This is a genomic window from Shewanella atlantica, from assembly GCF_003966265.1.
Lineage (GTDB): Bacteria > Pseudomonadota > Gammaproteobacteria > Enterobacterales > Shewanellaceae > Shewanella > Shewanella atlantica.
This window is the reverse complement of record NZ_RXNV01000011.1, coordinates 26050-52610: the sequence shown is the minus strand read 5'-3', so window position 1 is coordinate 52610 and position 26561 is coordinate 26050. Positions and strand designations below refer to the sequence as shown.

Here is a 26561-nt window from a genome sequence, read left to right as displayed (position 1 = left end):
ACCTCTCAAGCCATACAATTTCCTCACGTTCTGAAATAGCGATTTAGGGCTATTACTTTCAAGGGGATTAAAATGATAAAACTTCTTTCTACAGCGGCTATCCTGCTTTCGTTTGGCGCTTCGGCGGCCAGTTTCACCCAAGGGGACCATTATGTTGACTTGGGTGAGGCGGCCTTCAATGCACCCAATCAAGTGACCAAAATTTACTCGGTTAACTGCCCGTTTTGTTACAAATATGAAAAAGCGGTTATACCGGGTTTTGTTAAAAACCTGCCGGATGGCGTGAGCTTCGATTCCTATCACATCACCACTAAGCCTCCTTTCGGCAAAGAGAAGGCGATGGTTATAGCCGTAGCTAAGGTATTGGGTGATAAGCAGTATAAAACGGCCAAGATGGCTTATTACAAACATATTCATGACGATAAGAAAAAGTTCAGCTCTGCCGAAGATGCGATCTCCTTTGGTTTGAAAGCCGCAAAGATCGATAGTGTGACTTTCTCTGCCCACAAAGATACATCAGAGGTGAAAGCGTTACTGACGACATGGGATCAGGGAGTGGCCGTGGCTAAGGTGAGAGGCATTCCGGCTATCGTGGTTAATGGTAAGTATTTAATCAACACAAAAACCATCACCAGCATGACAATGCTCGATGAGTTGACTGCTGAACTGTTAGAAAAATAGGTCCTGTTATGAATACGATTTCACAAGGTTGGCAGGACCTTAAAACTGCACCTGTAAACACGCTACAGCAATGGCAAGAGCAACGTTGGGTATGGTTTCTGATGAGTGGCGCAGCCGCATTTCTCATCGGCTCGGCGATGGGATACTTCCAGTGGTTCCTCGAGATGGACCCATGCGAGATCTGTGTCTACATTAGATTCAGCCAGTTCTGTATTCTCTTTGCCGGTCTGATCATAGCCATAAACCCTAACCATATCCTGCTGAAAGTACTGGGCCTGATATTAGCCTGGTATGGCGTCGTGCAAGGCATGATGTGGTCGATTGACCTGTCTATGCTGCACGATGCATCACATGCGATGGATGATGTGATGGCGGGCGGAGGAGATCTCTTTGCCGCCGGCGGTGGCGGTGGAGCTTGCTCAACCGAGCCAACATTCCCTCTGGGACTGCCCCTGCATGAGTGGTTCCCCTATGAATTCCAGCCATCGGGTATCTGTGGCGAAGATGATTGGAGCTTACTGGGACTCAATATGGCGCAATACTGCATCATCGCCTACTCGGTCTTTGGTATCGCACTCAGTGCTGTGACATTTGGCTGGATCTCCAGACTCACTCAAGGGCAGTCAATCGTTAAGGCTCACTAACCTCAACCCTGGTGCAGAAGCACCGGGTTCATTTATAAAAATAACCTCAAGGTAATGATGATGAAGTACTTGCGTAATGTGATAGCGCTGAGTTTGCTTGCGGCTGCGCCCGCCTCACAGGCTGGAATGCTCGCTGTTGAAGCGGGAGTGATGGATTGGAGCCAGCAAGCTGAAGATTATTTCGGTGAAGGGAAGAGCGAGAACAGCTTTATACAGATGAAGGGAGCAACTGGAAGTGCATTTGGCGACTTGTATGCTCACGTAAAGCTGGAAGATATCGAAGACTCAGAGGCTATGGGCTCAGAGATCAATATCATCGGTCAGATCAATATGGGAGACAGTGATTTCAATTGGTATGGGCAGGTATTCAATAAGCAGAAGCCTGTCTGGTCTGAGACCAATACCACCTTAGGTGTGAGCTGGGACAAGCAGTTCGATAATGGTTTGTATGCTCAGCTGGCGTTGGCTGGCCATATAGTCACCGCAGACTATAAGCACTTCAACTCCGACTTCAAGGGGGGATTCAACGGGGGATATTTTATCTACACCCTGATGAAGGATTTCGATATCGGTGAGCAGAACTTTTCCTTTGTCTGGTGGCAGGAGCACTTTTTTGGTCGGGACGACCTCTATTTGAAGCTATCCGGTGACGGAAAAGATTTTGGTTTCAATGGTTCGGCCATCTTGCGCTGGCATTTTCATGAGCAGATATCCGCAGCCCTTACCTACCGTTATGCAGAAAACAATATGGGGAAAGATGGTTTTCATGACGGCGTGTTCTATTCATTGCAGTACAACTTTTAATTATCTCGGTAGCTATCGAGTGGGAGAATGATAATGAAAAAATCTATTTTGGTCGCAGCGTTAAGTATTGAATTAATGGGGCTGGGCGCTCAGTCTGCTTTTGCGGGTGATGATTGGGCGGATAAATACCTGACCTCGGTCAAGACTCAGGGTGAGTTGGGTATAGTTAAGGTTAACCCCTATGATTTCGCTCCTTTGACGGCGCTTATTGATCTCAATGGTTTTGAGATCAGCGACGTCCATGTGCGCGTCGAGCCTAAAAAAGGCGGCGTTGCTATCGATTACCCGGTGACTAAGGAGGGAGTCACGACCCATAATGGTATCCCGGTATTTGGTTTATATCCTGACTTTGAGAATACCGTAAGCGTCGAATATGTGAAAAATGGTAAGAAGGTTAGTGAAAAATATAAGATAAAAACCGGCCCATTAAAGCCTTTACTGTTCGATGGCCAGGTTAGAACCTTCCCTGAGGTCAAGCCGGTTACCGTGGATAAGAAGTTTAAAGATCGTCTCTATATGGTTAACCACTTAGGTGCCGATGAAAACACCGTAGGCTGGGATAACTACCCTGTGGTTTTTGTGACAGATACTAAGGGTGAAGTGCGCTGGTTTATGGATTGGGACGCCGTTTACGATCAAGAGAATGATCCAGGCATCGCCATGGGCTTCCATCAGGCTGATAATGGCGATCTTTATTGGGGATTTGAAAGCTATTATGCCCGCTACGATCTCTTAGGTCGTAAAGTATTTAAGCGTGATATCCCACGAGGGTTCAATGGTTTCAGTCATGCGATGAAAGAGATGCCGAATGGTAACTATCTGCTGCGTGTCGCGAAAGAGGATTATCTGCGTAAAGATGGCAAACGGATCGATACCGTACGCGACCATATTATCGAAGTCGACCGTAACGGTAAGGTTGTAGAAGTCTGGGATCTGAATAAGATTTTCGACAATATGCGAGACGATCTGCTTAAAGGCCTGGATGCCGGAGCCGTATGTTTGAATGTCGATGAATCTCATGCCGGTGAGACTGCAAAGCTGGAACCCGATGCACCATTTGGTGATCTACCAGGCGTTGCTGCCGGACGTAACTGGGCCCACGTGAACTCAATCGATTATGACGAAAAAGATGATTCGATAATTTTGTCACTGCGTCATCAGGGAACAATGAAAGTCGGTCGTGACCATGAAGTTAAGTGGATTCTGGCTGCCAATAAAGGCTGGGGAGAACTCTCTGACAAGGTTCTGACTCCAGTGGATGCTAAAGGCAAGCCACTTAAGTGCAACAACAATACCGGTGAGTGTGAGACAAACTTCGATTTCCCATGGACACAACATACCTCTTGGTTGACCAGTCGCGGCACCTTGGTGTCGTTTGATAACGGCGATGGTCGTAACTTCGAGCAGCCGGCGATGCCAACGATGAAGTACAGTCGTGGTGTGGAGTATAAGATCGATGAAGAGAAGATGACGGTTCAGCAAACCTTCGAATACGGTAAAGAGCGTGGATATGAGTGGTATTCACCTATCACTTCAAATATCGAATGGCGTGAAGACAAGGATACCTTCTTCATGTACTCGGCATCTGCGGGTCTGTTTACGGGTGAGCCGGGTAAGCACTTTATTAACGAGGTTACCGAGAAAGGTAAGGTAAAAGTTGAAATGACAATCAACTCTATGGCTAAGACTGAGCCGAGCTACCGAGCCCTGATCATCGATCCTGATATTATGTTCTAGCAGCTACCTTTATTAAAGGTTAACTATTCGAGCCCCAGTCAGCACTGGGGCTCAATATCACGGCTTCACACCCTGACTCTCTATCCTTGGCTATCTATCCCTGACTCTCTATTCCTGATTGTCTATCCTTGATTGTCTATCCATTCGCTCATGACTACGTGGGTTTTGATCTTGATGATATCTGTCTGCGCATCAATATATTCACGGATCTCGTGCAATCTTCTCATCGAGCTCGCCTGTACATAGACAAGCAGATCCATGTCGCCGGTGATGCCGCGACATGTCACAACCTCGGGGATACTCTGAAATACATGTACTACGTCCGCGCATCTGGGACATTGGTGCTGGATCTCGAAGTAGGCAGATACCCCCTCTTTTTGAGACTCGCTTAGCAGTACTTGATAACCCCTGATCACACCATTGTGCTCCAGTTTTTTTATCCGTTCAGAGACCGCTGAGCGGGACAAGTTAACTGCGTCGGCGATATGGGAGATGCTTTGGCGAGCATTTTGTCTGAGCTCTGTGATGATCGCGTTATCAAATTTATCCAATTTATCCAAGATGAGTTCCTCATTCTCGAGCTGATGATATCGTTGCCCGACATTATGGTTGAGTATGAGCTTAATACCGACATTATGACGGTTTATGATGTGTTTGTGCGGGTTAACAACGGCAGCTTGTATGTTTGTTAACATTTATACTTAGGCTATCAATATCAGAGTAGTAGTACAAATGAATCATATAAAAGGCACGATAGGGCGCTGGCAGGGCGCAGGTTTGATGGCCACCACTTTGTTGGGAACCGGTGTTTTTATTCTTCCACAGATGACAATCGCTACCGCAGGCAGCGGGGCTTTACTGGCCTGGCTGTTGCTGACGCTGGCGATTATTCCCGTGACTCTGGTGTTCGGGCGACTCGCGAGTGCATTTCCCCATGCTGCGGGCCCGGCTTTTTTTGTTGAAAAGGCATTTGGACGAACTGCTGGGAGAACTATCGGTCTGATTTTTCTATTGGTGGTGCCATTGGGGGCGCCGGCTGCAATTCTAATGACCTTCCAATTTGTAAATGTGCTAATTCCTATTTCAGGCTGGAGTCAGGTCGGGATTGAATTGGGTCTGCTAGGCTTGCTGTTTTTGTTAAATTTCAAAGGCATTCATATATCCGCCAAGCTGCAGTTTGCCTTAACCTTGGCAATCGTGAGTGTTGTTGTGCTGATGTGTGGCGCCGGGGGAATGAATATCGGGAAACTGGAAGATTTCGTCTCCGGGACCTCAACAGACTCGACAATGGTCATGGCTGCGGCAGGGATAGCCTTCTGGAGCTTTCTTGGGGTTGAGGCTATGACACATCTTGCCAATGATTTTAAGGATCCCGGTAAAGATATGATCCCGGCGATGTTGCTTGGCACTGTGTTGGTGGGGCTGGTTTATCTTGCCTGTACGGCACTGCTCTTGTTGACGTCATCAGAGTTAAGTTCGGGGTTGGCCATGGTGACCGCTTTCGATAGGCTTTTTGGAGGGTATGGAGCTGAGGTTATCGGTATACTTGGTATTGCAGCCGGTCTGGCGACAGTTAATGTGTACACGGCTAGTGTGTCCAGACTCATCTGGAGCTTTAGCCGGGAAGGAGTTTTGCCTCGTTATTTCGATTCATTAAACTCCCATCATGTCCCGGTAAGAGCACTTAGCGCAGTACTGTTGGCCATGGCTTGCGTCATAGTGCTGACCCATGTTTCCGGTCAGGAGCTTGAGCATCTTATCAAATGGACTAATGGTGTGTTTGTGGTGATCTATTTGGCCTCTATGTTTGCAGCGGCGAAGCTGCTGAGTAAAAGGTATTTGCCTCTTGTGTGCCTGGGATCCCTGTTTTGCATTATGTTAGGCGCCGCCCTCGGAGTGAGTATGTTATATGCCACCGTTCTGATTATGCTGCTGGCCCCGCTTCTTTGGTGGCAAAAATTACATCTTGCCCGTAATGAGGTTGTACCTGTGACTTAACGTCTCATCATGTCATGTTCGTCTGGAGCAGCAGGTTTTAGACTCATATTGCTAATACGTCGAATTAATTTCTTACAAATGCTTCGCCTATGAACTAATGGTTGGGGCTATCCTTTTGAAAGTCACTCTTTTGAAGCTAATATTTTGAAGGGAGCTCTAATGAAGTTAATTAAAGGGATTTTATTTTCGTTTTTCGTGTTTTCTTTGAGCTCTGCATCGTGGGCTCGTCAGGCTTTAACCTATGACATATATCGTCTTGCGGTTCAGTCCGAGTCCCGATTAGAGAGGGATATCAAAAGAGATGAGACCAGGCACCCCAGAGAGGTGTTGGCTTTTTTTGAGGTTGAACAAGGTCAAAGGGTGTTAGATCTATTCTCGGGGGGCGGGTATTACTCCGAACTTCTCTCCTATGTTGTCGGCGGGAAAGGGGAGGTTATTGCTCATAATAATCAGGCTTACCTTCCTTTTGCGAAAGAAGATCTCGATGAGCGCAGTTATGCGGTTAGATTGCCGAATGTCACTCCCTTGTTGAGCGAGGCTAATGATCTGGAGTTGGCGGCTGACTCTTTCGACAGAATTTTTTATATTCTGGGTTTTCATGATATCTATTACCGTGATGAGACTTGGCCGGAGATTGATGATAATAAATTGGTTGCCAACCTATTTCGTAGTCTTAAGCCTGGCGGAATCGTTGCGATAATCGACCATGATGCCGTTGTTGGAGCAGGGAAAGAGACGGCACAAGAGTTTCATCGATTATCATCTGAGCATGTTATCAATAAGATGACTCAGGCTGGATTTGTATTGAACGATAGTGCCGATCTTCTTAAGAATGAAGCAGACCCGCTTACCATCTCTGTGTTCGATAAGGCTATCAGAGGAAAGACGAGTCGCTATATGTTGAAGTTTATAAAACCGTTGGCAAACTGAATGTGTCTGGCGGATAGATTCGCTTGAGACAGGTTAAGCGATTAGTTTAGCAGAGAATAATCAACGCTGGCTCTCAATGGCCTGATTACGCATCTGGATCAGTTCGCTGTGCTTCAGGTGAAGCAGATCCGATGTACGACGAATGATCTGATCTTCATAGCGGCATAATTGTCCATCGGCGTAGGCGAGTTTCCACATGGCCAGGATCAGTTTTTGCTTCTGTTCAATACTACATTGATGATTGATCTCACGGGTGAATTCATAGAGTGAAATCGAGTTCCCCTGTATCTTCTTCGCTTCCTCTATCAACTCTTCAGCCTCGGCTTGAGTCAATGACAGTGCAGAGGTTAACAGTGTAGGCAGAAGTTTGGCTTCCTCCGTTGATAATGTCTCATCGGCAAATACCACTTCTAATAGCAAACTTACTGCGGCCAAATTAAGCTGACGGGCTTGCTCTTCCGGTGTCACGGCTTGTGAGTGTGAGCTCAGAAATTTCTTTAATTTCGCAATCATGAATGGGTTACCTGTGAATAATCAAAAGATCGAAGCTTACAGGGTTAGAGTCGTAGAAGGGGTAAGAGTTCACTTTTCAACAATATGATGGGCATAAGGGGCGAAAAGTAAACTCAGATATGACGCTTAAAGAATCGCACCTAACCCTTTTATCAAGAGATCAGTGGTGCCATTGCCGGCATTGGCATCTAAGTAGCCTTTGACAATATCTATCATAGGCACCGCCAGCTCCTTTGAGATCCCAAGTTTCTCGAAGGCATCATAGATTTGAGCGCCACCTTGCAAAGAAGCACCCAGATCACCGGCTTGAGAGAGAAGTCCGGAAATTCCCGAGTCACTATCGATAGCCGGAGCCGCAGAGAGAAGGCTATCCATATTTGGAATGGCACTGGCTATTGGTCCGAAGTCATCACCACCCAATGTCGACTGAGCCAGAGAAAACAAGCTGCCCAAGCCTCCCTCAGCCTGAGACTGATTGAGTCCGAGTTGCGACATCACACTGCCAACGAGATCACTGCTCTGGGTCTGTGTTACCTGAGGTTTCACCTCTTCCTTCGAGGTTAGATCGTCAAACCAACCTGCCGTTGCAGGTGAGCTCATCATTAGGCTGCCGAGTAGTAAGCCAGTCACAGCAGATAGTTTCATTGTTAGCCTTCCAGTGGTGAATAAATCCGAATATTGCGAGCATTCTAGCTTTTTTAACAAAAATATTGCAGCTTTTTTACGATAGATAGCTCACCAATTGTCCATTTCTTCTGTGCAAACAATATAAAACTTGGGTATTCTATTGGCCTTATTGTCTTATTTAATTTATTAATTGGAAACGCGCATGTCATTGTCCGCGATATTTACCGAAGCATATAACTTCTTTCGCAATCATATTAGTCAGTTAGCTGCTCTCACTGTTCCTATTTTATTTGTTCAGGTAGGTATTCAACTTTGGTTGGGTATGGAGATGGCGAATGCAGATCTGGAAAATCCCCAGTTTGGTGCACTGCATATGGCGGCCGTGATGGCGCTATTACTGGTTTTCTCTCTGTTGATCGCATCGCTAACACTCTTTATGGAGATACGCTCACAGGGACATGAAGTCAACACAGCGCTTGTTCTTAAAACGAGTCTGAGTTTCGTGCCTCCGCTGCTGCTCGCCGGGGTATTTTCCGGTTTAGCAATCTTAGCTCCTGTCATGCTGTTTGCTGCCTTCGGACCGTTATGGCTGGTGGGTCTGGTCATTAGTATCTATATTTTCGCGAGATTAGCCTATGTCAACTTCATGGTGGTGGTCGAGCGATTGACTCCACTGGAAGCGATAAAGGGTAGCTTTAATTTCAGTGGTCCTATTGCGTTCAAAACCTTGTTGGTATTGATGCTTTATATCCCATTGTCTTTGATAGGTGGTGTGCTTTCCTCTGCTGCACAAAGTGTAGGTTTCCCACTTCAGTTAATTGTTGAAGTCTTTATTGCCTTCATTGGACTTTTTGTTAACGTTGCGCTTTTCCGCTTATATATGGTGTCTCGCCCTAAAGTGGAAGAACAGGCTTAACATTACAGAGACTCCCGGGTTTTTAGCCCGGGAACTCGATTCCCCGGAGTAGCTGTTGTGCTTACTGATGTCGAATTCGTTACTCAGTTTTCTGCTGAGCTGGGTCATGATTACGGGGTAGCCAAAAGCTATGTCCGGGATGTCCCCACCCAAGCCTTGCTTCAAATTCGCAGCTTTACACACAAGTTGACCGAGCTGCTGGCTAAGCCCAAAGGGATAACCTTCGATAGCCCCAACCTATATGACAGGATCGAAACGCTTAATCAGAGACGAGTGATCAATGTGCGTACTACCAGAGCCCTGCATAAGTTGCGAGGTGACGGTAACCGCGGGGCACATCCGGAAAAGTATCACCTGACTCCTGAGCAGTTACTTGAGTTAAGTGAGAAATCGATAGAGAAACTGCTGAATCTTGTCGCGTCTGTGTTTACTCAGGTTACCGGCAATCCTCTTCCAGAATATCGTTTTGAAGCTTTCGACTCTTTTGCCGGACGGGATCTGTGTTATCGAGCAGTGATGGAGTCAGAGCCTCTGGCGCAATACTTAGTCGGCATGTCTCTTAAGACTAAAGCCTTGATGCAGAGAGAGCAGGAGCAGGCGTTAGCCGAGCTGGAGGAAGATCAAGAATCTCCGGATAAGCTTTCTGACGGTACATTCAAGAAAGCTGAGTATTGGTTTACTCAAGCCGCCGACAGCAATATGGATGCGCTCTATGAGTCAGGCGTAGCACTTATTCATGGTTATAGCGGTAAGGTTGATGTTGCTGGCGGCGAACAAGCCATAGAGACTGCAGCACAAGCCAATGTGGCGAATGCCATGGCGTTACTCGGCTATTTCTATTTGGTTGGCGGTGAGAGCATTCAACTTGATTCTGATAAGGCTCAACATTACCTTCAGCTGGCCGCGGATCTTGAACAATCAGAAGCGATAGCCAACTTAGGGGTACTGTTTTATCAGCGCGGCGATCTTGAAAAGGCAAAGCATTTTATCGCCAAAGCCGCTCAGGCAGGCTTTCCCCATGCTCAGTATCATTTAGCGTTAATGTTAGCGCGGGGCGAGGGTTGCGATGCCGATGGTATTGCCAGTGAGCAGTGGATGGCCGAAGCGGCAGAGCAGGGACAGGTAGATGCCATGCTGGCCCGCGCGCAATCTATGTTGAATGACGATAATGCTTTTGGATACGATCTCTCACAGGCCGAGAGGTACTTACGGGAAGCGATTAAATATGGCCACAGTGTCCCCGCCATGATTGAGCTGAGTATCGCTTTGGCCGATGGTATGTTGGGGAAAATAGATGTTGTGGGATCGGCGGCGCTACTAAAACTGGCTCGTGAGCGGAGTAATACCCAAGAGTTGGCCGTGATAGACCCCTTATGGGAGTCACTGTCACTACAGGTTGAAAATGTGTTGTCGATGACAGATAACACCGATGAACTCGCCTCTCTTCAGCGAGCAAAAGAACTTCTCTCCTAATCGATAAACGGTTGTTACTCACTTTGAGAACTTATACCAATCGGATTCTTGCATACAATATGCAAAATGGTAATATTGCTTCTTGAGCCAATGTGAATGGAAACAACCTTGCCTACCGCTACCCAATCAGAAAATGAACGACTCAATGAGTTGGCACAATCTTATGTAAAGCTGGTTCTAGCCGTCGGTATGCATGATCCTTTCTATGTTGACGCCTATTATGGCCCTGAGTTGTGGCGCAAAGAGTGCCAGTTAGTGTCTCTTTCATTACTGGATCTCGATGCAAAAAGACTGCTTTGTGAGTTAGATGGCGTGGCCTTGGTTAATGTCGATGCTAAGCTCGTTTCACGGCATACATTCCTGAGAACACAACTGGCTTCGGTGGGTTACTTTATTCGTCACCTTCAGGGGAAGAGAGGAAGTTTTGATGTTGAATCGATTGGCCTTTACGATGCTCAGGCTAATAAGTTCAGTCTGGAGTATTTTGATTCTTCACTGGTGGAAATGGATGGGCTATTACCGGGTAAAGGCTCGTTAGCCGAACGCTTCGAAGCGTTCAGGGCCTGTTTTATCGTACCTCAAAACAGAGTTCCACAGGTATTCGAGGCGGCCGTTGAGAAAGCGAGAGTGTTAACCGGGGTCCATATTCGCTTACCAGAGAATGAAAGTTTCAGCATCGAGTTTGTAAATGACAAAATTTGGACGGCGTACAACTGGTATCAAGGAAATTACCAGAGTCTGATACAGCTCAATCAGGATCAACCTCTCTATATCGAGCGTTGTCTGGAGCTTGCCAGCCACGAAGGTTACCCGGGTCACCACGTGTTTAACCTGCTGCAGGAGCAAGATTTAGTCAGAGGGGCGCGGTGGATAGAATATGCCATCTATCCACTCTATAGTCCTATCTCATTCTTGTCTGAAGGCAGTGCTAACTATGGCTTGCGCCTGATCATGTCAGAAGATGAAGTGGTCGAATTTGAGCGTGACTCTCTCATGCCCCTGGCTGGAATTGATGGGGATATTGAGCACTACCATAGGGTACTCACTTGTTATAAGAAGTTGGCTTATCTGGATAATCTGGTCTGTGAGCAGTTAACCGATGGCCACATTTCGGTGAGTGATGCCGAGTGCCTCTTGATAAATTATGGGCTATATAGCGAGTCACGAGCCAGGCAGAGGGTAAAGTTTTACCTCTCTAATCGAGCCTATGTCATTAATTATAACCATGGTGAAGAGAGTGTGGCACGTTGGGTTGAGAGGGGCGGTAATGCCACTGCCGTTGAGCGCTGGAAACGTTTCGAAGCCCTGCTCAGAAGACCCCTTAGCGCATCACAGTTTACGACCTGACATCTTGCCTATAAGCGAGTGAGTTCCTGACTCCCTAAAACGAAAAACGCCTGCCGAGGCAAGCGTCTCTGCTAGTTATCGGTTACCAGCTAGCAGGGGCTGAACCGGCTATTAGTTCGGATCATGTTCGAAGGTACGTCCCTGATGTGGACTCACCCGGGGGCGTTGTTCGGCAAAAGGGCTTTCTCTGAATGCTTGAGAGTCTCTCTCAACATTGGCCTGCGAAAAGCCTGCTTCCTGCTGCGCACCGTAGACGCCTTGTTCCTGCTGCTGACGAAAGCGCGCAAGCTGTCTCTTAAGAAATATCCGTCCAAATAGGCTCAATAAAATGAAACTGACTGCACCGATAAGCAACACAAATGGCAGCGCTATCAGTGTTAGTGTTATCACGGCCAGACCTATAGCGAAAGCCATCCAGCCTTTGACACCGGAGAACCTATTCTGGAAAGGTGATTGCTGAAATTGACTGTAGATCATAAAAACTCCAAAAAATAGTCTGATACTTAGTCTGCATATTTATTGACCTCAGATCACGTTAAATTCAGTTAATCTTGGGCTGAAAATGTAACAGATTGTCTTCAGGGCCCCTGAAACAGCGACCAGAGACGATGAATGACAATGATACGGTATGGATGATTAATGCAAGCTGAATAGCAATATATACTCAACTTTAAATATTGCTAAATGCATCGGCAACACTCTTGCAGATGGTTTCTCGCATCCATCTGTGTCCTGGCTCGTCATTATTTCGTTCATGCCAGAGGAGCACATAGGCTAAAGGGATAAAGTCAAAAGGTAGCGGCAGCTCAACCAACGGGTATAACTTTTTAGCGTGACGAGCAAAGCTTGAGGGGACGGTAAAGATCAGATCGCTGTGGGCACAGACACTCGCGGCTCCATAAAAATCAGGAACGGTTGTGCTTAGTCGCCGTCTATGACCTTGCTCTGCCAGATGATAATCTAAAGCCCACCATTCATTCCCTTCGCAACGAACCTGTACATGTGACATCTCTAAATAGATATCCAGATTCCAGTTGCCTGTTGTGATGGCAGAGAGGATGGGGTGCTCCTCTCTGACCAGGCATATTTGATGATCGGTAAAAAGTAACTGATGGGCAATGCCATCAGGAAGGTGATCGATATGAACGTTTGATTGGGGATGGAGATCGCGTCCGGCAATACCAAAATCTACCTGACCTTTTTGTAGATCTTGTATCGATTTCCCCATCCAAACATAGCTATCCAGCCTTAAGTTAGGCGCATTGCTTAGCAATGGCCCGATAAAGTAGGGGAGTAGAGTCTCATAGGCACTCTCGACCATAGCAAAAGAGAACTGGCGATCGCTGCTCGCGGGAGTAAAAGTGGGCGGCTGAGTCAGTTGTGATAGCTTTTCCAGTAAGCTTGGCAGCTTATCGCTGAGTTGTACTGCGTGGGCTGTGGGCTTTAACCCATGAGCGGTACGAACAAAGAGTGGGTCACCTAATGCTTCCCGCAGACGGCTCAAGCTTTTGCTTAGTGCTGATTGACTTAGGTGCAATCGGTTAGCCGCGCGGGTGACACTTTGCTCTTCGAGTAGTACCTGCAGAATAACTAACAGATTAAGATCGATTCTGGCCAGATCATTCAGGTTCATAGATATTCCTACAGGGAAATTCAGTTCTGAAATCATACCATTTCTGTTCATAACTTGGGTGCGCTAAAATTGCTTTCATAGAATAACGTTCCAATATAGAGAGAAATCATGCGTCGAAATCTGTTACCTGTCTTAATGTCTATGGTTGTATTGAGCCCTTTAGCCATCGATATTTATCTGCCTTCCATGCCAACTATGGCTGCCGAGTTCTCGGTATCGGCAAGTGAGGTGCAGTCGACACTGGTACTCTTTTTGTTCGCTATGGGGGTAGGCCAAATTATCATAGGTCCTCTGGCCGATAGATATGGTCGTCGCCCCATCGCCATGGGTGGCATCTTACTTTATATCGCGAGCAGTATACTCGCGGCTGTCGCCATGGAATTTCATTGGTTGCAGATAGCCAGAGTGCTACAGGGGTTAGCGGCTTGTTCGACCTCGATAGTGGTCTTCAGTGCCGTGCGTGATTGTTTCACACCCAAAGAGAGCGCGCGCTACTACAGTTACCTGAACGGCGTTATCTGTGTGATCCCGGCGCTTGCCCCAACTTTAGGTGGTCTGTTGGCACTGCAGTTTGGCTGGCGCTCTACTTTCATATTTATGATGCTTTATGCCATCGTCATGATGGTTCTGGTCGGGTACCGTCTGCCTGAAACCCGTCCTGCGAACACTGTGACAACAGGGCCACTATATCGTTGGTCACGTTACAAGCCCGTTATCATAGAGCCACACTTTCTTTTCTATGCCTTCTCATGCATGGCAGGTATGGCCGCGATTCTGAGTTATGTCTCATACGCGCCGGTTTGGATAATCGAAACTTTGGGCATGTCAGAGCTGACATTCAGCGGACTGTTTGGCCTCAATGCTGCGGTTAATATTATTGCCTGTTTTGCGGCGCCTATGGTGATCACCAGGCTGGGCAACCGACCTACTGTGATGCTGGCGCTGACCACTATGCTTGTATCGGCTATCATGCAGGTACTGTTGCAGCAGTGGGGGCCGGCAACCGGACTACCTGCCGCATTAAGCTTTATGTTGCCTATGATGTTGCTCTGTATAGGTTTTGCCCTGCTGCTTGGTCCGGCAACGAGTATGGCATTGGCCGCGTTCGGTGAACGAGCGGGAACGGCTACGGCTATCTTAGGATTTATCCAGATGAGTGGTGCCTCAGTGCTTACCGCCTTAGTACAGCAGACAGATCTAACCGCACCCTATGCCGTTGCATTTGTGATGGGCACTTTAGCGATAACTTTATTGACCATGATGGCGATGCCCCGTTTCGATAACTGGCATCAGGAGCAGCACGCTCATTAATTTTTAAATGATTCTAGAACCTAGAACCTAGAACCTAGAACTTAGAACTTAGAAAATGAAACACCCCCTTGCCCGCCAACTGCTAACCACAGGAAGCGGGCATTTTTTATGAGGTTTGGTGGCTTTAAGGGCTAGAAGCGTCCGTTTATGCCTATTGCGGCGAAAACACCATCCATATCAGGTTCTAATTGTTTCGATAGATTAAACTTGGCGGAAAGTCCATCGGTTATACGCAGGGTATAGGCGGTATTAATATCGTAGCTATCAACCCTATCATCCCCATACTCCCTATCACTGTAGAACGAGGTTGCATACATAGCGCCGACAGACCATGAACGGGTGATATACCAATCGGCAGCGGCACTTAAGTTATTCGAAGGGTCTGAAAATTGATAATTATAGTCTGGACCGGTTACCGTCACATCATAAGAGGAGTGGTTGAACAATCCGGAGAATAAAATGCCCTGACCAGATGACAGGGGAAGGTAACTTTTAACTCCTATCCCGTAGGCCGTAGTGTCGAGTTCGGTTTGGTCAAAGTCATTCACTGAATTCCAAATCCTGTATTTTGTTGTATTTTCAGACTGACCATAATTGACATATACAGAGGAGGTATCGTTAAAGTAGTAACCTAGTGTAACCCCGTATGCATCCGATTCACTGTTTGCAGTGGAAGGGGAACTTTCCCAATCTGCATTTTGATAACGGACGCCAATGTACCATTTGTCTGCGAAGACATATTCACCATCGATAGCGTAGGTAGTGAAATCAGTATAATTATCAGCATCTAGTTTGCTGTATTGGCCCCCTAAATTTGAAGTTTGAGCGAGAAAGCCACTCAAGGCATAAGGAGTCGTATCCTGATTGACCGGGGTGAAATAGTATCGATATTGTCCGTTCCATGAACCATCTGAAAAGTTTTCGCTGGAACCTGCGTAAGTGACTTCGGCTTCATGTTGGTAGTCAGTATCTTGGACGGCGTAAATGTGTGTAGAGGTAAGCCCTAAGAATACGGCTAGTGTTAGGCTTGTTTTGTTCATTTCTCTTCCTTGTTTAATGTTAACTCAGGAAGGCTGAAATGTGGATGTCACCGGTATGGACCGTCATCCATGATCTATTATTTTTAAATAAGAACAAGCTGTTGCCTTCCTGGCGGTCAAACTATAACCGTTATCTGTTTGCTAAGTAAATAGTATGAGAGTCTTTATTCTATATTGAGTTGAGAGACTTGATGGCGATGTCTCGTTTCGATAACTGGCATCGGTAACAACTCGCATGTTGATAGAAGCCAAGCATTGAAAATACCCTTGGCCCGCCGGCTGCTAGCCACAGAAGACGGGCATTTTTATGGGCGTTTACTGAATTGTTATATGAGCTAGAAACGCGCGTTGGCGGTAATGCCGATTAATACGCCGTCAGGGGTGTACGCATCCCCGATGCCAAACTGTTTTGCCACTTTAAAATTTGCCGCAAAGTTTTCTGTTATCTGCCACCAATAGGCGGTGTTTAGAGAGTAGAAGCTATTGCTGCTATCTGATATGGTCTGGCTATAAATATCATCCGGGTCTTTGTACTCTGCATACCAGTCTTCCCATAAGTAGTCGGCTCCAATAGACCAAGATTGATTGATATAGACATCGGCAGCAATAAGTATTTGGTCGTTATCTGAGTCTGAGGTATAAACTCTGGAACCTGGATCGAATATTGTTTTGTTAGTTGCGTGGCTAGATGAGTGAGTCCAATTAGCTAGAAGTTCTATGCCGCTTATAGCTTGAAGTGGTATAAAACTATGTAGATTTACGCCATAGTTACTATCGTCTTTTTCAAAAGATGAGCTTTTGAATACAGGCCCATCAATCACAGTTGCATTATATCTCCCATCATAGCTATCACTAGAGTCGCTTCTTTGATAAAAGACGCTAACCTCTGAACTGGAGTTAAAATAATATCCTAGATTTATGCCGTATCGATTTTCATCGAAACTGTAGATAGACCAATCATTGTCGATATTTATTTTTTGGTAGTTTGCTCCAATAAACCATTTAGAGTCGAAAACATAGCTGCCATGAATACTATACATATCATTGTCTGAGTAGTTATTCATCTGGGTATATTGAGCGCCGATATTTGACTCTTGAGCGATAAATCCATTGAGCGCGTAGGGACCATTTTCGATATTTACCGGATGGAGATAGTAACGGTAATTCAGATTCCACAGGCCATCCCCAAAGTCATCGGTGTGGGTGCTTAGGGTTACGTTTGCTTCGTGTTGGTACCTGTTAGCCGATGAGGTTTTAGCTTCGCTATTAGCATTGGCTGAAAAGGCCATGAAACTGGCGAATATGGCGACAGTGAGTGCGTTCTTCTTCATTCTATTTCTTCCTTGAATTATTTGAGCGCAGGAGGTGATGAGTCATACATAATTTGAGAGAATGATACATGCTTGAACAGGCATTTTATCTAAGTTAAACAAGCTGTTGCCTTCCTAGCGGTCAAACTATAACCGTTATCTGTTTGCTAAGTAAATAGTATGAGAGTCTTTATTCTATATCGGGTTGAGATACACTATAGCTATTGACCTTATTGTCCGAGAAGCCAGTGTCCCGTCCCATCTGCCCTAAATGTCATTATCCGCTTAAGGCTTGTCTGTGTGAAAGTATCGAAGCTATGCAAGTTTCGACTGAGTTGATTGTGCTGCAAGACCCAAGCGAAGTCGGGCATGCGAAGAACAGCGTACGTCTGCTCGAGTTGGTCATCGAAGATACCCAGGTATATGTGGGCGAGATTCCGGACGACTTTATGCAACTGCGCCAGCGTCTCGAGCAAAGCGTTAAACCTGTCTATCTGGTTTACCCCTCGGAGCAGAGTCAGGATGTTGAGAGTGTCAGCTTCGATGAGGATGTGATTTTATTATTCCTCGATGGCACCTGGCGAAAAGCCTACAAACTGTTACAGCTAAACCCCTGGTTGCAAGACCTTCCTGCACTACATCTGGATATAGAGTCTGCTTCGAATTATAAAATTCGAAAGGCGAGCCGGGCTGATAGCCTGTCGACACTGGAAGCTGTGGCGATGATGCTGAAAGCCATTGAGGCACATCAAGAGGTTGCACCTTTGACAAATGCATTAAATGCAATGGTAAATCAAAGGATTAGATCTATGCCTGCTTCGGTAAGAAAACGGTATGAGTGATAGATTTTCTATTTTGTGACATATATCAGCAATATCTGAATAAAACAATATTTAGATCACGCAAATCATTGATGAAATAGGTTTTAATGTGCGCGAATCATCTGTTCTACAGGTGGTGTGAAAGCTGTGTTGGTATACTGTCCATGCAGGGAGGCAGTGCCGGTAATGTTTACCATTAACGGTATCGGCACAGCTTTCACTCTAATTTTTTCTCTGTCTGAACTCTGCATGCCTCGCTGTTTTTACTTCGAGCCTTCGCTCTTTTCACCTTGAGTTAGTCGCTTCGGGTTAATCGCTTTTCGCAAATATTTCTATAACCATAACTTATTTTTACATTAGTCATAGGTTGAAAAGTTTTCAGGAGTGAACCTTGCAGCCTCTTTAGGATGTCCAAAAAAGTAGCCCTGCCCAAAGCCTTTACCCATATTCTTCAATATCTCTTTTTGCTGCTCGGTTTCGATACCTTCTACGACAAAACTGATGTCCAGTGCCTGCGCAAGTTGGATCATGGCCTGGCAAAGTTGTTTTCCTTGAGGTTCACTCAACCTACGGGCAAAACCTGCATCAATTTTTAAACTGTCGATCGGTAGACTTCCTAGCTTACTGAGTGATGACAGGCCTGCACCGAAATCATCGATGGCTATGCTTATGCCCTTGCTCTTCAGTAAGGTTAAGGTCTTCCTGACTCTTTGGGGTTGTCTGAGCAGTGCCAACTCGGTGATCTCGAGCACCAAGGCATCTGCAGGTAATTGGCTGTATGTCAGTGCGTCGGTAACTTGCTGGACAAAGTCAGGATGCTCGAGCTGCATCGGCGAGACGTTTACACAGGCTTTTAGATCCGGAGCATGTTGAGTGCGCCACTTTGCCACTTGCAAGCAGGCTTGTTTTAGCACCCATTGTCCGATGGTGATAAGCAGTCCGGCCTCTTCCAGTAAGGGCACGAAATCGGTGGCATTGAGTATCTCCCCATCGGGCTTTTTCCAGCGAAGCAGGGCTTCGGCACCAATAACCGAGTTACACTCCAGGTTGACGATAACCTGATAGGCGAGACTGAACTGCTTAAGGTTATGGGCGTGGCGAAGTTCACTGAGTATCGTTAGCTTCTGTTCGGCTTCTTCATGCATGGAATTGTTGTAAAAGAGCACATGTTCAGGACTCTGCTTAGCACTATACATAGCAGTATCGGCAAGGCTGAGAAGTTTATTGGCTTCTGAACTGTGTTCTGGAAATAGCGCTATGCCTATGCTTGTTCCGAGATAAAGTTTCTGATCATCTATCTCAAATGGTGCCTCAAAAAGAGACATTATCTGCTGAGAGATATTCTCTACCTCTTGATGACCGCTGCAGTCTCGCAAAACCAGAGTAAATTCATCTCCTCCAAGCCTGGCAATATCGGCCTTCTCAATACAGCTTGCTTCTAATCTTGCTGAAACCAGTTGTAGTACCTTATCGCCGGTGGCGTGGCCAAAACAATCGTTAATATTTTTGAAGCCATTGAGGTCCAAGAACATCAGGGCACCCATTTTCCCCGGAGTCTCTTTGATCTCTTGCAGTGCCTGATTGAGTAATATCTTCAGGTGGTGCCTGTTGGGTAAGCCTGTGAGCGTGTCAAACATGGCTTGCTCTGTGAGTTTTGCCTCCAGCTTTTTCTTAGTACTGATATCACTGAAGATTGTGACATAGTAGACCCGCTCATCGGCGATGATTTTTCGGCAGCTCTTCCAGGCTGGAAATTCGGTACCATCGGATCTTTGCTTCCAGACTTCGCCTTGCCAATTTCCACGCTCTTCGAGTGCGTTATTGTGTTCCTGCTCTTCAGCGGCGGTATGTCTTCTAAGGTCGATGACCTCAACATTTTTCTGCAGCAGTTGGTCGGCGCTGTAACCACAGATACGACACATCGCCTTATTTACAGCGATGATTTTGTGCTCAGCATCAGTGATGTAGGCTGCCTCGGCGCTATCTTCTAAGGTGATAGACAGCAGCTCTTTAGGTAATGTATCGAAGCCATTAATCGCACTTTCTCTGTTTCTGCTACGTCGATTAGACGGTTCGAACAGCGCCAGAATGGCTGGACTGCCTTCGAGTTCAAATGGGAATAACGATATCCTGGTGGGAAGCTCTGTGCCCTGCTGGCTCAAGTGAAGCCAGTTGAATTCGGTGACATTCCCCTCTAAAGCATGGCGCATCATCTGTTGGGCATATTCGATACTGTTTCTACCCGAAGATTGAATGCGGGGCGAAAAGTCGTAGGGAGTTGCGTTTACAAAATTATCCGCTTGAGTCTGAAAGTAGGAGAGCGTAAGTGGGTTGGCACCGATAAAATGGTAACCTTGGATGATGGCCAGAGGGAGTGAGTTGGGCTGCAACTGCCAAGCCTGAAGCCTCTGAGACAGACTCGGTCTGTCAGAGCTTAGCTTAGATAATAAATAAGACCAACGGTCCATCCTGATACTCCCTTGTCCTAAATCCTGGTTTCCTACTTAGCTTTTAACTTCGCTAAAAATGCATTTTACATATCGCTAAAAGGCATTTGTCGTGTTAAAAATAACCTGATTTGAGTTTTGACTCAAATCAGAAATAGTTTTTTGTAATAAATAACCGATATTTAGACTGAATCTGAGCTTTTTGCTGTTTTTTTCTGGCATAGTGGCCATTGGCTGTTTAATCATCAAGATGGAATGCTAACCATGAGGCTCATTATGTGAGTCAGTCGAAGGAGAGTTAGATGGTGTTTTCACTGCGCTTAAAACGTTTGGGGGGGATCCTGATATCAGGATTACTCTTTGCCCTGATTTCAATGTCGATACAGGCCTCAGATAAGAGGAGCCTGACAGAGAAAGCCGATGAGGCGAGAAAGCAATCGAGAACGATTGAGCAAGAGCAGCTACAAAAAGCCCGGGATGCCGCCAATGAGACCCAGAGTCGCGAGAAAAAGATCTTAAAAAGGCAGCAGTCAGCCGATTGGGAGTCTGAGCAGGTTGAAAAAGCCCAGCAGCAATTTAATGAGCGTGAATCCCGTGAGGAGAAGTACCTCAGAGAGGCAAAAGAGGCGGCCTCCCAAGAACGAAAGATCCCTAAGCCATGATGACGGCTGGCGTGTCCTGTAACATTAGGGTGTTGATTTGAATCCTTGCCCCCTTTGCGGGAGAGTCTCCCTGTTCTTTTTCTATCAAGATAAACACCGATCTTATCTGAGATGCAATAATTGCCATATAGTCGTTGTCCCTCCTGAGTTCCTTCTCTGTGCCGAAGACGAAAAGTCTGTCTATGATCAGCATGAAAATGACCCTGAGGATAAAAAATATCGCCGTTTTTTATCCCGTGCTTTTGAGCCGCTCGTTGCGCAGCTTCCTGATGGCGCTAAGGGATTAGATTTTGGATGTGGCCCGGGACCGACAATAAGCGTGATGGCTGAGGAGGTTGGATTGTCGGTGAGTAATTTCGATCTTTACTACCACAATACCCCCGAGGTGTTGGAGTATCATTATGATTTTGTCACCATAACTGAAGTGATAGAACATGTTGCCGATGCTAATGGCCTGCTGGCACGCCTGAACGCTTTACTTCGTCCCGGAGGTGTCTTGGCTGTGATGACATCCAGAATGGTAGACGCTGAGGCGTTTGGTCAGTGGTATTATAAGAACGATCCGACACATATTCGTTTCTATTGCATCGAAACATTTGAGTGGGTCGCCCATCATTTTGACTGGCAGTTAGAGATCGTCGATAAAGATGTCGTTTTTTTTCATAAGAACTGAAAAACCAAATCCAATTTTTCAGTTCTACTCGAAGTTTTTTATTACCCCCCCGAGGTTTAAACGCCGATGAATACTATTTCGGCTGCTGTAACAGGTGATTAAGTATGACCTTCTGAACAAAGGCTTCCGTTTCACTCTTTTCACCGCTTAGCTCAAATCCGTACTGACCACGCATTCTTCCATATTCAATATCCTGAATATTCTTAATGGTGATAGGTATCGACATCGTTTCCGTCTCCTGCAGGACTTTTACCTGTAACAGGCAGGGTGTATCTACGCTAATTTCTTGAAGTATTTTTCCGATGAAGGCTCCGCCATTAATCGATATATTACTTAGCTGTCCCGGTGAAAGTAGTTGAGTAGTCTCTACCTCATCAGAGCCTTCGACCGGCATTACCTGGATGCTGGCTTCCAGATTAACTGCGATCCGTGAATGCTGCCTGAGTGCGACTTTTTGCAGGGCCTTAGGGTAATCTATGATTAACCAAGGCTCGGTACTGCTGAGTAACTTCCTGATAGAACTACGAAAGGCAAGTATGTTGGCATCGGGTTCATCACTATTCACCAGGCGGACAATAATCGGTTGGCCTGGTTTGAGAAATTTTTTGGCTTCCTGCCAGCTGTTATCTGAACCTAAAGCAAAAATAAGTGAACGATGTGGATCGACGCCGATGAGGCGAGTTCTAAGCCTGATGGGTTGACTCGGTGTTACCACCTGAACCGTGACCTCTGTATTACAAGGCATGCTATTCAAATAAGAAAATTCGTAAATAGTTGAACTTCCCACCAATTACCCCCAATTTTTATTAAATATCAGTACATTATTGCCGCTGTGCTTCATCAGTATAGCTAATGTCGGTTGCATTAGCTTACAAAGATCTTTCGCTATGGGGCTTGATCTTATTGTTGTTTTAACCTCTTATAATTGCTTTGATTTTAATCTGTATGCCGGCCAAGTTTCTGTATTGATTAAAAACACTTTATTTAACTGTCTTGCTCATTTAGAAGGAGCTAAAAATGATCCGAAAATTATCGGTGCTGATAATGGCTGCGGGGTTAATGATGACCTCGCAGGTGACTCAGGCGACGCAAGTAGAAGATATCAAGAGCTTTACGCTTGATAATGGCATGAAAATTATGGTCTTGGAAGATGCATCTATTCCAAATGCCAATATGTATCTGTTTTGGAAGGTGGGCTCCAGAAATGAGGTGCCTGGCATCACTGGTATCTCTCATTTTTTCGAGCATATGATGTTCAATGGCTCAAAAAAATATGGTCCCAAGATGTTTGACCGCACCATGGAGGCGGCGGGCGGGGCTAACAATGCCTATACGACGGAAAATATCACGGTTTATACCGATTGGTTTCCGGCCAATGCATTAGAGCGGATATTCGACCTGGAAGCCGATCGAATCGCCAGCCTCGATATTAATGAGAAAATGGTTGAGAGTGAGCGAGGTGTTGTTGCATCTGAGCGTACTACCGGTCTTGAAAACTCAAATTGGCGCACGCTTCAGGAAGAGATAAAAGGCGCGGCCTTTCGAGCGCACCCCTATAGCTGGTCTGTTATCGGTCATGAATCAGATATCGCTGCATGGACGCTGGACGACTTAGTTCAATATCATAAAACTTACTATGCGCCCAACAATGCCGTGGTTGTAATAGCCGGTGACGTGAAGCTCGCCGAGGTTAAGGCGCTTGCGGATAAGTATTTCGCTCCTATCCCCGCACAAGCTCCTCCAAAAGAGGTGAAGACGGTGGAGCCGTTGCAAAAAGGTGAGCGTCGGGTATATGTGCATAAAGCCTCGGTGAGTACACCCAATGTTATGTTGGCATATCATGTGCCTTCAACATCTCATGAGGACTATTATGCGTTAGATCTGCTCTCCTCTGTTTTAAGCACTGGGAATAGCTCTCGACTCTATCAGTCACTGGTTGAAAAGCAGGTTGCGATAGAGGTGGAAACTTATCTGCCGATGACCTTCGACCCTAACCTTTTCTATGTTATGGGTGTGGCAAACCCCGGGATCACGGCAGCTGAACTCGAGAAGGACTTGATTGCAGAGATCAACAAGGTTGCCCGTGAAGGGGTGTCTGAGCAGGAGTTGGAGAAAGTAAAAAATATCAAGTTGATGAATTTCTATCGCTCGATGGAAACAATAAACGGTAAGGCTAATACAGTTGGAACCTATGAGCTCTACTTCGGGAGTGTCGATAAATTATTTGATGCGCCAGAAGCTTATGGAAAAGTGACTCCTGCGGATCTGCAACGCGTCGCACAAACTTACCTGCGCCGTTCAAATCGAACCGTTGCCGTCTTAGCCGCCATAGAGGAGACAGATGAATGAAAACTTTAACTCATCTATCAAAAAGCTCGAACAGATTTATTGCTGCCATCTTTATTGCCGGTATGAGTTTGTCCGGTTGTGCCACTCAGACCGCATCGACACCGGTCGATACCGGTAGTTTTAGTATGCCAACCTATGAGCAGTTTAAGCTTGAAAATGGCTTGACGGTTTATTTAATGCCGCAAAAAGAGGTGCCATTAATTACGGTAAATGCGGTCGTTCGAGCCGGGGCCGTAAATGATACGACCTCAGGTGTCGCTGGCATGACGGCGCAGAGTTTACTTTTGGGCGCCGATGGTAAGTCGAAGAGTGAAATCGAACTGATGGTCGATTTTCTCGGTGCGTCTATCTATGCAGATGCGGGAAAAGAGGGGAGTTATATAAGTGCTGATTTTATGGCTAAAGACAGCGATAAGATATTGCCCCTGATCCAGAGTTTACTCTTATCGCCGGATTTCGATGCCGCCGAGTTCGATAAATTACGTCAAAGAGAGATCGCCGGACTCTCTCAGGCGAAAGAGAGCCCTCGCGCAGTCATTAGTCGCTACTTTGATAAGCTGATTTATGGTTCACATCCATATGGTAACGCCTCATCGGGTAATAGTGTTTCGTTAGCCGAACTCAATATCTCGCAATTAAGAGCGTTTCATAAGAGTTATTATCAGCCTGCTAACACAGCGATAAGTGTTGTCGGTGACTTCGACGTTAAGCAGATGAAATCGACTATGGAACACTTGTTTGGTCGTTGGGAGAATAGTGACAAGGTCATCACCCCGGCACTTAAATCCAATCAACCTGAGCTGAAGAACAGCCAGGTATTGCTAGTTGATAAGAGCGATGCCATCGAAACCACCTTCCTTATCGGCGGCAAAGGGATCTCCCGTGACAATCCAGATTATGTCGGTTTGAAGGTGATTAATACCATTCTTGGCGGACGATTCACATCGTGGCTGAATGATGAGTTAAGGGTTAATGCCGGATTGACTTATGGGGCTCGTTCCGGATTTATTCCCTATTCGGAAGGCGGCATATTCAGGATCAGCACCTTCACTAAAACTGAGACAACTAAAGAGACCATAGAGCTGGCACTGAAAACTTATGCACGCCTATGGGAGACGGGAGTTGACCAGAAGACGTTAGATTCTGCCAAAGCCTATGTAAAGGGGCAGTTCCCGCCAAAGTTTGAAACGAGCGGCCAGCTTGCAGGTTTGTTATCAGATATGTATCTGTATGGTTTCGATGATGCGTTTATCAATGACTTTCAATCGAAAGTTGATGGTCTGACTCTGGCCGAGGCACAGCGATTGGTTGGTACCTACTTCCCTCAGGATAACCTGCAATTTGTACTTATTGGTAACGCTGACAAGATAGAGCCGATTGCTGCCGAGTATGGCGATGTAACTCGGATAGGTATCAAATCGGTAGGCTTTGGAGGATAGTTAATCTGGCTTCAGGGCTTCATCGCCTTGAAGCCCTATTTTACTTTCTGAGCTTTTCCTGTGACCGTTTCTTTCGGCAGTTTTCTTTTCCCTGTCCTACACTTGGTTATTTAAGGACAAGGAAGGTCAGCATGGTTATGATTCCGATATTGCCTGCTAATAAAAACAGAGATATTCGTCAAGGCGATGACACCGTAGATTGGTGTCATATTCAAGAAAGTCTCAAGATCTTACTGTTAGCCATGGCGCAAATTGAGCTGTCATTGACCGATGGCGAGCATAACGTCACAGAGTTAGGCTCGCTATTTACCAACATGGCTGAACACTTGGATGAAGTGAATACGTTTCTCTCACTGCAGGCTGATACCCCCGATGAGATCATCTCTCATGGGGTTGATTTAGCCGCCTCGATTAACGAGGGAGTCGTTGCTTTTCAGTTTTATGACCGGGTCTCCCAGCGTCTGCAGCATGTCATTATGGGACTGGCACTGATGGAAGAGGTCTTAAACAGTCAACAGTTACGAATATCGCCGGATGCGTGGAGAAAGCTACAAGAAGAGATCCAGGCAAGTTATTCACTTGATTGTGAGAGAAAAATGTTCGATCTTGTACTGCAAGGAACATCTGTTCACGAGGCATTAAAACTCTATCGAGATGAAAACCAATCAGCTAAAGAAGATGATATCGAGCTGTTTTAAATGCAGTTTATTGCTTTTGTCTTTATTTCCCCCTTTATCCCAGGCGGATAAAGCTCGCTTCAGTGATTTCTGTCTGTCGATGGCGGGTCAATGGCAGGGAACCTCGGCTAAATTAAAACAACCGCCCGTCCAGACCGAGGTCAGCGCCATATGTTCGGCAGACCGACGACAGCTAATACTCTCAGTCAGCCGTAGCGCAAAGCACCCTTTTAGTGAAACCTGGTGGTTCAGGGAGCGGGGTGAGTCCACTTATCTTATCTACTTCGATGGGGTTGAGGAAGATAAGAGCCAGAGCTTTAGCCTGTATCAGCAAAACGGGAGTTTTTCACTGCTGGGGGAGGGGGAGTTAAATAAACGACCGGCTTTGATTCAACTAAGGTTTGAGCCAAAAGGATCGGGTTGGCTCTGGTTGCAAAACATTCAATATCTCGACGATGATACCGACCGTTACCTTTTCTATCGCGGCATCGAGATGATGCCGCCAGCACATTAGTTATTAGCATTGCTA

26 protein-coding genes are annotated in these 26561 nt (G+C 46.2%); 17 read left to right on the top strand and 9 right to left on the bottom strand.

All coding sequences use genetic code 11. The features are described from left to right. The first annotated feature begins 72 nt into the window (after nucleotides 1-72). The 4 genes from EKG39_RS18045 to EKG39_RS18030 are packed head-to-tail and all read left to right on the top strand — an operon-like array spanning nucleotide 73 to nucleotide 3866. Nucleotides 73-681 carry a thiol:disulfide interchange protein DsbA/DsbL gene (locus EKG39_RS18045; RefSeq protein ID WP_126507374.1) on the top strand — a complete coding sequence of 203 codons (609 nt, stop codon included), beginning with the start codon at nucleotides 73-75 and terminating at the stop codon, nucleotides 679-681. Between the two features lie 8 nt (nucleotides 682-689). Further along, nucleotides 690-1325, top strand: coding sequence for a disulfide bond formation protein B (locus tag EKG39_RS18040; RefSeq protein ID WP_126507373.1), 636 nt, complete (start codon nucleotides 690-692; stop codon nucleotides 1323-1325). A gap of 60 nt (nucleotides 1326-1385) precedes the next feature. Continuing rightward, nucleotides 1386-2129, top strand: coding sequence for an outer membrane protein OmpK (locus EKG39_RS18035; protein ID WP_185817649.1), 744 nt, complete (start codon nucleotides 1386-1388; stop codon nucleotides 2127-2129). Nucleotides 2130-2162: 33 nt separating this feature from the next. After that, a complete protein-coding gene (locus tag EKG39_RS18030; protein ID WP_126507371.1) occupies nucleotides 2163-3866 on the top strand; it encodes an aryl-sulfate sulfotransferase in 1704 nt (567 codons plus the stop codon). 122 nt (nucleotides 3867-3988) lie between these two features. On the opposite strand, the gene EKG39_RS18025 is transcribed toward EKG39_RS18030, so the two are convergent. Beyond that, nucleotides 3989-4417 (bottom strand): Lrp/AsnC family transcriptional regulator, encoded by a 429-nt coding sequence (locus EKG39_RS18025; RefSeq protein WP_126507448.1) that lies wholly within the window; start codon nucleotides 4415-4417, stop codon nucleotides 3989-3991. Nucleotides 4418-4598: 181 nt separating this feature from the next. On the opposite strand from EKG39_RS18025, the gene yjeH reads away from it, so the two are divergent. Both yjeH and EKG39_RS18015 read left to right on the top strand, forming a co-directional pair. Further along, the gene (gene yjeH, locus EKG39_RS18020; protein WP_126507370.1) at nucleotides 4599-5864 is read left to right on the top strand and encodes an L-methionine/branched-chain amino acid transporter; all 1266 of its coding nucleotides are present in this window, start codon (nucleotides 4599-4601) and stop codon (nucleotides 5862-5864) included. A 159-nt stretch (nucleotides 5865-6023) separates the two neighbouring features. Next, nucleotides 6024-6794, top strand: a complete 771-nt coding sequence (locus tag EKG39_RS18015; RefSeq protein ID WP_246028548.1) for a class I SAM-dependent methyltransferase — start codon at nucleotides 6024-6026, stop codon at nucleotides 6792-6794. Between the two features lie 60 nt (nucleotides 6795-6854). Here EKG39_RS18015 and EKG39_RS18010 read toward each other — a convergent pair whose 3' ends face one another. Together EKG39_RS18010 and EKG39_RS18005 are read right to left on the bottom strand one after the other, a co-directional pair. After that, nucleotides 6855-7307 (bottom strand): tellurite resistance TerB family protein, encoded by a 453-nt coding sequence (locus EKG39_RS18010; protein ID WP_126507369.1) that lies wholly within the window; start codon nucleotides 7305-7307, stop codon nucleotides 6855-6857. Between the two features lie 126 nt (nucleotides 7308-7433). Further along, on the bottom strand, nucleotides 7434-7952 hold the full coding sequence (locus tag EKG39_RS18005) for a DUF2780 domain-containing protein (protein WP_126507368.1): 519 nt from the start codon (nucleotides 7950-7952) through the stop codon (nucleotides 7434-7436). 184 nt (nucleotides 7953-8136) lie between these two features. Between EKG39_RS18005 and EKG39_RS18000 the strand changes: the two genes are divergently transcribed. From EKG39_RS18000 to EKG39_RS17990, 3 genes are all read left to right on the top strand, one after another. Continuing rightward, nucleotides 8137-8850, top strand: coding sequence for a hypothetical protein (locus EKG39_RS18000; RefSeq protein WP_126507367.1), 714 nt, complete (start codon nucleotides 8137-8139; stop codon nucleotides 8848-8850). A 57-nt stretch (nucleotides 8851-8907) separates the two neighbouring features. Continuing rightward, nucleotides 8908-10323: a DUF4145 domain-containing protein gene (locus tag EKG39_RS17995; protein ID WP_126507366.1), complete on the top strand. Its 1416-nt coding sequence runs from the start codon at nucleotides 8908-8910 to the stop codon at nucleotides 10321-10323. Between the two features lie 96 nt (nucleotides 10324-10419). After that, nucleotides 10420-11670, top strand: a complete 1251-nt coding sequence (locus EKG39_RS17990) for a hypothetical protein (RefSeq protein ID WP_126507365.1) — start codon at nucleotides 10420-10422, stop codon at nucleotides 11668-11670. 111 nt (nucleotides 11671-11781) lie between these two features. On the opposite strand, the gene EKG39_RS17985 is transcribed toward EKG39_RS17990, so the two are convergent. Beyond that, a complete protein-coding gene (locus tag EKG39_RS17985) occupies nucleotides 11782-12147 on the bottom strand; it encodes a hypothetical protein (protein WP_126507364.1) in 366 nt (121 codons plus the stop codon). A 193-nt stretch (nucleotides 12148-12340) separates the two neighbouring features. Beyond that, entirely contained in the window at nucleotides 12341-13303 is a 963-nt protein-coding gene (locus tag EKG39_RS17980) for a LysR substrate-binding domain-containing protein (RefSeq protein ID WP_126507446.1), read from the bottom strand. A 108-nt stretch (nucleotides 13304-13411) separates the two neighbouring features. Between EKG39_RS17980 and EKG39_RS17975 the strand changes: the two genes are divergently transcribed. Next, a complete protein-coding gene (locus tag EKG39_RS17975) occupies nucleotides 13412-14614 on the top strand; it encodes a multidrug effflux MFS transporter (RefSeq protein WP_126507363.1) in 1203 nt (400 codons plus the stop codon). 131 nt (nucleotides 14615-14745) lie between these two features. Here the strand turns inward: EKG39_RS17975 and EKG39_RS17970 are convergent, their stop codons facing one another. After that, nucleotides 14746-15654, bottom strand: a complete 909-nt coding sequence (locus EKG39_RS17970; protein ID WP_126507362.1) for an outer membrane beta-barrel protein — start codon at nucleotides 15652-15654, stop codon at nucleotides 14746-14748. Between the two features lie 335 nt (nucleotides 15655-15989). Continuing rightward, entirely contained in the window at nucleotides 15990-16985 is a 996-nt protein-coding gene (locus EKG39_RS17965; RefSeq protein WP_126507361.1) for a putative porin, read from the bottom strand. 227 nt (nucleotides 16986-17212) lie between these two features. On the opposite strand from EKG39_RS17965, the gene EKG39_RS17960 reads away from it, so the two are divergent. Beyond that, nucleotides 17213-17806: a tRNA-uridine aminocarboxypropyltransferase gene (locus EKG39_RS17960; protein ID WP_126507360.1), complete on the top strand. Its 594-nt coding sequence runs from the start codon at nucleotides 17213-17215 to the stop codon at nucleotides 17804-17806. Nucleotides 17807-18141: 335 nt separating this feature from the next. Here EKG39_RS17960 and EKG39_RS17955 read toward each other — a convergent pair whose 3' ends face one another. Then, entirely contained in the window at nucleotides 18142-20253 is a 2112-nt protein-coding gene (locus EKG39_RS17955; protein WP_126507359.1) for a putative bifunctional diguanylate cyclase/phosphodiesterase, read from the bottom strand. Between the two features lie 281 nt (nucleotides 20254-20534). On the opposite strand from EKG39_RS17955, the gene EKG39_RS17950 reads away from it, so the two are divergent. Both EKG39_RS17950 and EKG39_RS17945 read left to right on the top strand, forming a co-directional pair. Next, nucleotides 20535-20894 (top strand): hypothetical protein, encoded by a 360-nt coding sequence (locus EKG39_RS17950; protein WP_126507358.1) that lies wholly within the window; start codon nucleotides 20535-20537, stop codon nucleotides 20892-20894. Between the two features lie 37 nt (nucleotides 20895-20931). Further along, nucleotides 20932-21567: a class I SAM-dependent methyltransferase gene (locus EKG39_RS17945; RefSeq protein WP_126507357.1), complete on the top strand. Its 636-nt coding sequence runs from the start codon at nucleotides 20932-20934 to the stop codon at nucleotides 21565-21567. A 73-nt stretch (nucleotides 21568-21640) separates the two neighbouring features. Here EKG39_RS17945 and EKG39_RS17940 read toward each other — a convergent pair whose 3' ends face one another. Then, nucleotides 21641-22312: a flagellar brake domain-containing protein gene (locus EKG39_RS17940; RefSeq protein ID WP_126507356.1), complete on the bottom strand. Its 672-nt coding sequence runs from the start codon at nucleotides 22310-22312 to the stop codon at nucleotides 21641-21643. A 272-nt stretch (nucleotides 22313-22584) separates the two neighbouring features. Between EKG39_RS17940 and EKG39_RS17935 the strand changes: the two genes are divergently transcribed. The 4 genes from EKG39_RS17935 (at nucleotide 22585) to EKG39_RS17920 (ending at nucleotide 26546) form a co-directional block, all read left to right on the top strand. Further along, nucleotides 22585-23916, top strand: a complete 1332-nt coding sequence (locus EKG39_RS17935) for a M16 family metallopeptidase (protein ID WP_126507355.1) — start codon at nucleotides 22585-22587, stop codon at nucleotides 23914-23916. After that, nucleotides 23913-25355 (top strand): M16 family metallopeptidase, encoded by a 1443-nt coding sequence (locus EKG39_RS17930; RefSeq protein ID WP_126507354.1) that lies wholly within the window; start codon nucleotides 23913-23915, stop codon nucleotides 25353-25355. Before EKG39_RS17935 ends, EKG39_RS17930 begins: the two co-directional genes overlap by 4 nt. A gap of 131 nt (nucleotides 25356-25486) precedes the next feature. Beyond that, nucleotides 25487-26053: a hypothetical protein gene (locus EKG39_RS17925; RefSeq protein ID WP_126507353.1), complete on the top strand. Its 567-nt coding sequence runs from the start codon at nucleotides 25487-25489 to the stop codon at nucleotides 26051-26053. Next, a complete protein-coding gene (locus EKG39_RS17920) occupies nucleotides 26034-26546 on the top strand; it encodes a hypothetical protein (protein WP_185817648.1) in 513 nt (170 codons plus the stop codon). Before EKG39_RS17925 ends, EKG39_RS17920 begins: the two co-directional genes overlap by 20 nt. Nucleotides 26547-26561 lie beyond the last annotated feature (15 nt).

Excerpts from the sequence above, each read along its gene's own strand:
- EKG39_RS18045 (WP_126507374.1), top strand. The coding sequence starts at position 73 with ATGATAAAACTTCTTTCTACAGCGGCTATCCTGCTTTCGTTTGGCGCT.
- EKG39_RS18040 (WP_126507373.1), top strand. The coding sequence starts at position 690 with ATGAATACGATTTCACAAGGTTGGCAGGACCTTAAAACTGCACCTGTA.
- EKG39_RS18035 (WP_185817649.1), top strand. The coding sequence starts at position 1,386 with ATGAAGTACTTGCGTAATGTGATAGCGCTGAGTTTGCTTGCGGCTGCG.
- EKG39_RS18030 (WP_126507371.1), top strand. The coding sequence starts at position 2,163 with ATGAAAAAATCTATTTTGGTCGCAGCGTTAAGTATTGAATTAATGGGG.
- yjeH (WP_126507370.1), top strand. The coding sequence starts at position 4,599 with ATGAATCATATAAAAGGCACGATAGGGCGCTGGCAGGGCGCAGGTTTG.
- EKG39_RS18015 (WP_246028548.1), top strand. The coding sequence starts at position 6,024 with ATGAAGTTAATTAAAGGGATTTTATTTTCGTTTTTCGTGTTTTCTTTG.
- EKG39_RS18010 (WP_126507369.1), bottom strand. The coding sequence starts at position 7,307 with ATGATTGCGAAATTAAAGAAATTTCTGAGCTCACACTCACAAGCCGTG.
- EKG39_RS18005 (WP_126507368.1), bottom strand. The coding sequence starts at position 7,952 with ATGAAACTATCTGCTGTGACTGGCTTACTACTCGGCAGCCTAATGATG.
- EKG39_RS18000 (WP_126507367.1), top strand. The coding sequence starts at position 8,137 with ATGTCATTGTCCGCGATATTTACCGAAGCATATAACTTCTTTCGCAAT.
- EKG39_RS17990 (WP_126507365.1), top strand. The coding sequence starts at position 10,420 with ATGGAAACAACCTTGCCTACCGCTACCCAATCAGAAAATGAACGACTC.
- EKG39_RS17985 (WP_126507364.1), bottom strand. The coding sequence starts at position 12,147 with ATGATCTACAGTCAATTTCAGCAATCACCTTTCCAGAATAGGTTCTCC.
- EKG39_RS17980 (WP_126507446.1), bottom strand. The coding sequence starts at position 13,303 with ATGAACCTGAATGATCTGGCCAGAATCGATCTTAATCTGTTAGTTATT.
- EKG39_RS17975 (WP_126507363.1), top strand. The coding sequence starts at position 13,412 with ATGCGTCGAAATCTGTTACCTGTCTTAATGTCTATGGTTGTATTGAGC.
- EKG39_RS17970 (WP_126507362.1), bottom strand. The coding sequence starts at position 15,654 with ATGAACAAAACAAGCCTAACACTAGCCGTATTCTTAGGGCTTACCTCT.
- EKG39_RS17965 (WP_126507361.1), bottom strand. The coding sequence starts at position 16,985 with ATGAAGAAGAACGCACTCACTGTCGCCATATTCGCCAGTTTCATGGCC.
- EKG39_RS17955 (WP_126507359.1), bottom strand. The coding sequence starts at position 20,253 with ATGGACCGTTGGTCTTATTTATTATCTAAGCTAAGCTCTGACAGACCG.
- EKG39_RS17950 (WP_126507358.1), top strand. The coding sequence starts at position 20,535 with ATGGTGTTTTCACTGCGCTTAAAACGTTTGGGGGGGATCCTGATATCA.
- EKG39_RS17940 (WP_126507356.1), bottom strand. The coding sequence starts at position 22,312 with ATGCCTTGTAATACAGAGGTCACGGTTCAGGTGGTAACACCGAGTCAA.
- EKG39_RS17935 (WP_126507355.1), top strand. The coding sequence starts at position 22,585 with ATGATCCGAAAATTATCGGTGCTGATAATGGCTGCGGGGTTAATGATG.
- EKG39_RS17930 (WP_126507354.1), top strand. The coding sequence starts at position 23,913 with ATGAAAACTTTAACTCATCTATCAAAAAGCTCGAACAGATTTATTGCT.
- EKG39_RS17925 (WP_126507353.1), top strand. The coding sequence starts at position 25,487 with ATGGTTATGATTCCGATATTGCCTGCTAATAAAAACAGAGATATTCGT.
- EKG39_RS17920 (WP_185817648.1), top strand. The coding sequence starts at position 26,034 with ATGATATCGAGCTGTTTTAAATGCAGTTTATTGCTTTTGTCTTTATTT.